At 32.5% G+C, this 7,562-nt stretch carries 9 protein-coding genes; 8 read left to right on the top strand and 1 reads right to left on the bottom strand.

The window, feature by feature from the left end; all coding sequences use genetic code 11:
• Positions 1-194 (top strand): IS3 family transposase (locus LrDSM24759_RS07440; RefSeq protein ID WP_157964249.1); only part of this gene is annotated, 194 nt, incomplete at its 5' end.
• 76 nt (positions 195-270) lie between these two features.
• Here the strand turns inward: LrDSM24759_RS07440 and LrDSM24759_RS07435 are convergent.
• Positions 271-2,433 (bottom strand): ATP-dependent Clp protease ATP-binding subunit, encoded by a 2,163-nt coding sequence (locus LrDSM24759_RS07435; protein WP_117118835.1) that lies wholly within the window; start codon positions 2,431-2,433, stop codon positions 271-273.
• Positions 2,434-2,646: 213 nt separating this feature from the next.
• On the opposite strand from LrDSM24759_RS07435, the gene ykzS reads away from it, so the two are divergent.
• From ykzS to LrDSM24759_RS07850, 7 genes are all read left to right on the top strand, one after another.
• Positions 2,647-2,829 carry a protein YkzS gene (gene ykzS, locus LrDSM24759_RS07430; protein ID WP_117118834.1) on the top strand — a complete coding sequence of 61 codons (183 nt, stop codon included), beginning with the start codon at positions 2,647-2,649 and terminating at the stop codon, positions 2,827-2,829.
• A 125-nt stretch (positions 2,830-2,954) separates the two neighbouring features.
• On the top strand, positions 2,955-3,221 hold the full coding sequence (locus LrDSM24759_RS07425; protein WP_117118833.1) for a phosphocarrier protein HPr: 267 nt from the start codon (positions 2,955-2,957) through the stop codon (positions 3,219-3,221).
• Positions 3,221-4,960 carry a phosphoenolpyruvate--protein phosphotransferase gene (gene ptsP / locus LrDSM24759_RS07420; RefSeq protein ID WP_117118832.1) on the top strand — a complete coding sequence of 580 codons (1,740 nt, stop codon included), beginning with the start codon at positions 3,221-3,223 and terminating at the stop codon, positions 4,958-4,960. The genes LrDSM24759_RS07425 and ptsP overlap by 1 nt, the downstream gene beginning before the upstream one ends.
• A gap of 287 nt (positions 4,961-5,247) precedes the next feature.
• On the top strand, positions 5,248-5,652 hold the full coding sequence (gene spxA, locus LrDSM24759_RS07415) for a transcriptional regulator SpxA (protein WP_117118831.1): 405 nt from the start codon (positions 5,248-5,250) through the stop codon (positions 5,650-5,652).
• Positions 5,653-5,753: 101 nt separating this feature from the next.
• On the top strand, positions 5,754-6,440 hold the full coding sequence (locus LrDSM24759_RS07410; protein WP_117118830.1) for an adaptor protein MecA: 687 nt from the start codon (positions 5,754-5,756) through the stop codon (positions 6,438-6,440).
• Positions 6,441-6,486: 46 nt separating this feature from the next.
• Entirely contained in the window at positions 6,487-7,362 is an 876-nt protein-coding gene (locus LrDSM24759_RS07405) for a competence protein CoiA (protein WP_306808417.1), read from the top strand.
• Positions 7,363-7,421: 59 nt separating this feature from the next.
• Positions 7,422-7,541 carry a hypothetical protein gene (locus tag LrDSM24759_RS07850; protein WP_157964253.1) on the top strand — a complete coding sequence of 40 codons (120 nt, stop codon included), beginning with the start codon at positions 7,422-7,424 and terminating at the stop codon, positions 7,539-7,541.
• Positions 7,542-7,562: the final 21 nt, after the last annotated feature.

Raw genomic sequence — 7,562 nt, 5'->3', positions numbered from 1 at the left:
TAATGGAAGGATTCTTTGGTATCTTAAAACGAGAAATGTTCTATGGTTTTGAGAAAACATTCAAGAATCTAGACGAGCTTGAAAAAGCAATCAAAGAATACATTTATTACTACAATAACAAAAGAATCAAGAGCACAATAAAAAACCATACTCCGATTCAATATCGAAATATGGTTTTAAATCAACTAGCTTAATAATATGTCCTAATTTTGGGGTTCATATCATATTCTTGCTCTTTTTATATATCTAGTAGATTTGTGTTTTTTTGTATTATTTACTTGAGATTATAATTTCATTATTTACTAAATCTGCGGTTAAATCTTTTGCATCCGCATGATCAAGTGTATAATCAGCTACTTTATCTTCGATTTCTTCTTGGATTGTGCGACGTAATGGACGTGCACCCATAGCTGGGTTGTAGCCTTCTTCCACTAATTTTTCTTTTGCGGCATCAGTTACATTAATATGCAAGCCGTGGTCTTTAATCATTTCATTTGTGTTAGCAAGCATTAAATCAACAATCTTGATTAAGTCTTTCTTATCAAGAGGATTAAACTCAACAATATCATCTAAACGGTTTAAAAATTCAGGCTTGAAATATTGACCTAATACTTGTTTAAATTGTTCTTCCTTTGTATTTTCTGCAGCAAAACCTACTGATGCTTCTTTAATACCTTGACCTGCATTTGAAGTCATAATGATGATCGTATCTTTGAATGAAACAGTTCTACCTTGTGAATCTGTTAATCTACCATCATCCAGAATTTGTAAGAATAAGTGAAGTACATCTGGGTGTGCTTTTTCAATTTCATCAAATAAGATTAAACTATATGGATTATGACGAACTTGTTCAGTTAATTGACCAGCTTCTTCATAACCAACATATCCTGGGGCAGAACCAATTAGTTTAGATACTGAGTATGGTTCCATATATTCACTCATATCGAAACGAATCATGGCATCGGATGAACCAAAAATTTGTTGGGCTAATTGTTTAGCTAATTCAGTTTTACCAACACCAGTTGGGCCGACGAATAAGAAGGAGCCAATAGGACGCCCAGATTTATTAAATCCTACACGGTTACGGCGAATAGCACGTGATACTGTGGCAACAGCATCATTTTGACCAATCACTTTTGCCTGTAAGTCACCATCTAAGTTTTTTAATTGATTCTTTTCTTGTTTTTGTAAGTCACCAACAGGAATATTAGTTTTCTCCTCTACAATCTTGTTCATGATCTTTTCAGTAATTGTAGGAATTTTATCAGGATCAACTTTTTGATCTTTTAATTTTTCGTATTTTTCAACTTGATCGCGGTAGTAAGCCGCTTTTTCATAATCTTCATTTCGAGAAGCTTGATCTTTAAGATCTTTTGCGGCAGTTAATCGTTCTTCAATCTTGGCACTATCTACATAAGGAATAGTTAAATTCATTCTAGAACCTGCTTCATCTAGAAGATCGATTGCCTTATCTGGTAAGAAGCGATCTTGAATATAACGTGAAGATAAATTAACAGCTGCTTCAACAGAATCATCGGTATATTTTACATGGTGGTAATCTTCATAACGTTTTCTGATTCCTTGTAAAATTTTAATAGTTTCAGCAATTGAGGGCTCTTTAACATCAACTGGTTGAAAACGACGTGCCAAAGCAGAATCTTTTTCGATATTGCGATATTCCTTGATAGTTGTAGCACCAATTAGTTGAAGTTCTCCACGTGCTAGAGCTGGCTTAATAATATTACCAGCATCCATACCACCTTCAGCATTACCAGCGCCAACAATTTCATGGATTTCATCAATGAAAAGAATTACATCAGAATGTTCTTCAAGTTCTTTAATTAATTGTTGCATTCTTTGTTCAAATTGACCGCGAACGCCAGTACCTTGTACCATTGAAACCATATTAAGAGAAATAATACGTTTATTTTGCAATTTTTCGGGAACTGAACCGTCGACTATTTGTTGTGCTAAACCTTCTACAACAGCGGTTTTACCAACACCCGCTTCACCAATTAAAACTGGATTGTTTTTAGTACGACGATTTAATATTTCAATTACACGAGCGATTTCTTTGTCTCTACCAATAACAGGATCTATTTTTCCCTTTTTAGCAAGATCAGTAAGATCGGTTCCGAATTGACCTAGAATTGTATTTTGACGGTTCCGGTTATTGCCACCATTGCCGCTGTTGCCACGATTCATTGGCCCATTTTGATTAGAGTTATTTTGATTTGAATTTTGACCATTTAAAGCACTAAAAAGATCGTCAAAATCACTAAAAAATTCATTATTCATATTGTTTAAATTTCCTTGTTCATTTTTTAATTGTTGATAACATTGATCACATAATGAAAATTCGCGGTCTTGTCCATTAATGCGAGTATGCAAATGGATTGAGGCCGGTCTTTGTTGACAATTTTCACAAAGCATTTTTATCATCCTCCTAGTTTAAGGATTTACTTAATTTTAGCACTTTATACATAAGAGTGCTAACTTGACTATATAATACTTGCTTAACTTACTAAATGCAAGTAAATATTGTAAAATTATGCAATTTGTTTAATAATTGAAACTTTACTAAAAAAATAAAAATTTTAATCATATAATATTAGGTAATAAAATTTTAAGAAAGATTTGAGAAAAATGAATTACGAAGAAATTTTAACTAAGTTGGCAAATGGTGAATTAAGTGAATATAAAATTGAGGCAAAAGATGCTTTTGATTTTCAAGAGGCTTTACGAAATTTTGGACGTCGCCAAGATATTACTGGAATTGCTCAACGAGGAGGAAGTATTATTTATAAACAAGCCGAAAATCAGGAATAAAACGCTTGGTTAGGCAAAAATGAAAACCATTACATTCTTGTTGTATTAACGTTAAAAACATGTTAACCTAATAAACGAATGGGGTATAATTCCCGATTATTTTGATTTAAAAGGAGATAATTAAAATGGAAAAACGTGAATTTCACATTACTGCTGAAACTGGTATTCATGCACGTCCTGCTACTTTGTTAGTACAAACTGCATCAAAATTTAATTCAGATATTAACTTAGAATACAATGGCAAAACTGTTAATTTGAAGTCAATTATGGGTGTTATGTCACTTGGTGTTGGTCAAGGTGCTGACGTAACTGTTACTGCTGATGGCGATGATGCTAAGGAAGCTATTGAAGCAATTGCTGATACTATGAAAAAGGAAGGTTTAGCTGAATAATGACGAAAACTTTAAAAGGTATCGCAGCTAGTGATGGTATTGCTATTGCAGAAGCATATCGTTTAGTAGAGCCAGACCTTTCGTTTTCAAAAACTTCAGTAACTGATGTTGATGCTGAAATTGCTCGTTTTAAGAAAGCAGTTGAAGAATCAACTAAAGAACTCGAAGCAGTTCGAGATAAAGCTAAGGAAACATTAGGTGAGGATGAAGCTCAAGTCTTCGATGCTCACCTTTTGTTCTTAAGTGATCCAGAATTTACTGGTGCAATTGAAACTGAAATTAAAGACGAAAAGATCAATGCTGAAGCTGCATTAGATGATACTGCACAAAAATATATTGCAATTTTTGAAGGTATGACTGATAACGCATATATGCAAGAAAGAGCCGCAGATGTGCGTGATGTTTCTAAGAGACTTATGGCGCACTTACTTGGTAAGAAGTTGCCAGATCCGGCTTCAATTGATCATGAAGTTGTAGTTATTGCTCATGATTTAACTCCAAGTGATACTGCACAACTTAACAAAAAATATGTTAAGGGCTTTGTGACTGATATTGGTGGTAGAACTGCTCACTCAGCAATTATGGCACGTTCACTTGAAATTCCAGCTGTTGTTGGGACTGAGACGATTACTTCAGATGTTAAAGATGGTGAGATGGTTATTGCCGATGGTTTAGATGGTGATGTTCTCATTAATCCAACTGATGCTGAAGTTAAAGAATACACTGAAAAAGGTGAAGCATTTGCTAAACGTAAGGCTGAATGGAAGAAACTTAAAGATGAACCTTCAGTAACTGCTAACGGTAAACACTTTACTATTGCTGCTAATATTGGTACGCCAGATGATATGGAAGGTGTAAAGGAAAATGGTGCTGAAGCTATTGGTCTTTACCGTACGGAATTCTTATACATGGATTCATCCGACTTTCCAACTGAAGAGGAACAATTTAAAGCTTACAAGACTGTATTAGAAGGTATGGATGGAAAGCAAGTTGTTATCAGAACTTGTGATATCGGTGGAGATAAACACTTAGATTACTGGGATCTTCCAGAAGAAATGAATCCATTCTTAGGTGTTCGTGCTATTCGTCTCTCAATGCAAAATCCTGATATATTTAGAACTCAACTAAGAGCTTTATTACGTGCATCAGCTTATGGTAAGTTAGGAATTATGTTCCCAATGATTGGTACTCTTGATGAATTACGTAAAGCTAAGAAGATTCTTGCAGAAGAAAAAGCTGACTTAGTCAAAAAGGGTGTCAAGATTGGCGATGATCTTCAAGTTGGTATGATGATTGAAGTACCTGCTGCAGCTGTTTTAGCAGATCAATTTGCTAAGGAAGTTGATTTCTTCTCTATTGGTACTAATGATCTTATTCAATACACTATGGCTGCTGATCGTGGTAATGATAATGTTTCATACCTTTACCAACCATATAACCCTTCAGTTTTACGCTTAATTAAACATACTATTGATGGTGCTCATGAAAATGGCATTTGGTGTGGTATGTGTGGTGAAGCTGCTGGTGATGACATTATGTTCCCAATTCTTTTATCAATGGGATTGGATGAATATTCAATGAGTGCAACTTCAATTTTACGTATCAGAAGTTTAATGAAGAAGATTAATACTGAAGATATTAAAGAATTAGCTAATGAAGCGTGTGATGTTTCTGAAACTTATGAAGAAAATAAGAAATTAGTTGAAGAAACTATGAAAAAATTAAATATTAAAGATTAAATTTTAATCTAATTAATCGAAAAAGGAAAAATGTGAAAGCGTTTTTCCTTTTTATTTACAATAATCAAACGAGTTTAAAAAAATTTATAATATTGAGTGCTTATTTCATACTAAATTCAATAATACGTGTTATAGTAGATACATAAGATAAAGAAAGATACAAATAGTTCTTGGATTTACTTAAAAAGTAAATCTGCTATAATTCTCATTAATCTAATTGAGAGACTAACATTTTTTAATTATTCTAATTAGACTTATAGCTCTATCTAAAAAGGAGTGTAGTTTTTATGATTAATTTATATACATCACCAAGTTGTACTTCTTGCCGTAAAGCAAAGGCATGGTTAAAGGAACATGATATTGAATTCAAGGAAAGAAATATTTTTGCTAAGCCTTTAAATAAAGATGAGATTATGCAAATTCTCAGTATGACTGAAAACGGAACTGAAGAAATCATTTCTACTCGTTCTAGAACTTTCCAAAATTTAAAAGTAAATTTAGATGATCTTTCAATTCAAGAATTACTTGATTTAATTGAAAAGAATCCAAGTTTATTACGTCGACCAATTATTATGGATGACCGTCGTCTTCAAGTTGGTTACAATGAAGATGAAATTAGAAGATTCTTGCCAAGAGAAGTTCGTCGTTTAGAACTAGAAGAAGCAGAAGCTTTAATTAATGTTGAATTTTAATATTTAAGTTTATTAATAAAAACGTTAGCTACGGCTAACGTTTTTATTTGTTTTCAAAAATAGGGTACAATAGTATCAAATGATAATTCGAGGTGATAATAGTGCAAGTACATAGAATTAATGAGAATACAATTCAAGTAAATATTGATGCCGAAGAATTAAAAGAACGAGGAATTACGATGCTTGATCTTCTTGGAAATAAGAGTCAGATTCAAAGCTTCTTTTATAAAATTTTGAATGAAGTAGATAGTGATCATAGTTTTGCCAAGGATGACCCAGTAACCTTTCAAGTAATGCCAAGTGGATCGGGGTTGGAATTATTAATTTCGAAAATAGGGAATGAAAATAGTTCATCTAATCAAGATAATACGACTGATAGGCAACTTAAACAATTGCTAGATGGATTAGGAGATATGCAGTCTCCTAGTGATACAAATAATGCCAGAAAGACAAAAATTGACGATCAGATTGGTAATCCATTGCAAACTCAAACTAATCATCGGATTTATGTATTAAATGGAATTTCAACGGTTGCTAGTTTAGCTGATGCACTGAAAGTAGAGGGATTAGCATCAAGTCTTTATACGTATTTGCATCAATATTATTTAGATTTAGCTTTTATCGATGATAATTATATTGAATTGAAACCAGAAGATGCCTGGGTAATTGCTAACGAATTTGGAAATAATATCTCATTAAAAAAATTCAACAAGATTAAGCCAAAGGCTAAGCGATTAATTGAAGAGGATGCTTTAGGAAATTTAAGACAATATTTCGCTAATGTGTAAAAAGAGTAAAGTTTAAAAAAACTTTACTCTTTTTTCGTAATAAAAATTGGGTGAAAAAATGTATGCGGCTTTGTTAAATAAAAAATTAGTGTTGGCCATTGAAGAAGCATATTTGGTTTATCAAGGTGAAAAACGTCTTAATGAAAATTATTATTATTGTCCAAAGTGTAATAAGAAAGTGATCTTGGTCATCTCGCAGTACAAATCACCGTTTTTTAAACATTTGAGCATAATTACTGGAGAAGGTGAAAAACAAGAGCATTTAGAAAGTAAAAAGTTATTGTGTAGTGCCTTAGTAGCATCTGGCTATAAGGCAAAAATGGAGGTTTCTCTGGCTTCTAGTCAATTACGAGCAGATATTTTGGCATCAGAAAAATTAGCATTTGAAATTCAATGTGCGCCACTAAGTAATGAGGAATTTAATCATCGTCATAAGCTATATCAACAGTTAAAAATTAAAGATATTTGGGTTGTTGGAAAGCGTCATTACTTAAAAAATAAATTAAGTAAATCCCAAGAAAAATATTTGCGTAAGTCGCAAAATTGGGGATGGTATCTACTGGAAATAGAACCAACAAAACAATTATTACATTTAAAATATTTCATTCAACTAGAGGCTAATAGTAGAAAGGCTTGGTACCGCCGAAGAGATTTTAAACTTGATGAGAATGGTTTAAAAGCATTATTTCATTTTGTTCCCCTACAATCTCCAATTAAGTATATTGAAATTAGTAGAGGCAAAAATTATCTTAGAAGACAATTACGGGAAAAAACTAAATTAGGAAAGATAGTGGGAAGTTTGCTTTATGAAAAAAATCTAACAATTGAACAAATTCCCGCTCGGGTTTTAACAAAAAATCGTGAACCTTTTGATTCAATGAGAATTATTGAATTTTTGCAACAAAAAAAGACATCTCAGTAAGAGATGTTGAAGTTAACCCCCAAAGTTGGACAAAAAGTTCAATTTTGGAGGTTTTTATTTTGACTAAATTTACTTATGAACAAAAACTAGCAGCCGTTAAATTATATCTTGAAGGTCAAAGTTCAGGAGAAATAATAAAAAAATTTAATATCGGAGAGCATGCTCAACTTCTTTTTTGAGTAAAACAATATAAAAGACAT

The organism is Lactobacillus rodentium (assembly GCF_003423665.1).
In the GTDB taxonomy this organism is placed as follows: Bacteria; Bacillota; Bacilli; order Lactobacillales; family Lactobacillaceae; genus Lactobacillus; species Lactobacillus rodentium.
The sequence above is the reverse complement of the archived record's forward strand: the minus strand, read 5'-3'. Positions and strand labels throughout refer to the sequence as shown.

Excerpts from the sequence above, each read along its gene's own strand:
- LrDSM24759_RS07435 (WP_117118835.1), bottom strand. The coding sequence starts at position 2,433 with ATGCTTTGTGAAAATTGTCAACAAAGACCGGCCTCAATCCATTTGCAT.
- ykzS (WP_117118834.1), top strand. The coding sequence starts at position 2,647 with ATGAATTACGAAGAAATTTTAACTAAGTTGGCAAATGGTGAATTAAGT.
- LrDSM24759_RS07425 (WP_117118833.1), top strand. The coding sequence starts at position 2,955 with ATGGAAAAACGTGAATTTCACATTACTGCTGAAACTGGTATTCATGCA.
- ptsP (WP_117118832.1), top strand. The coding sequence starts at position 3,221 with ATGACGAAAACTTTAAAAGGTATCGCAGCTAGTGATGGTATTGCTATT.
- spxA (WP_117118831.1), top strand. The coding sequence starts at position 5,248 with ATGATTAATTTATATACATCACCAAGTTGTACTTCTTGCCGTAAAGCA.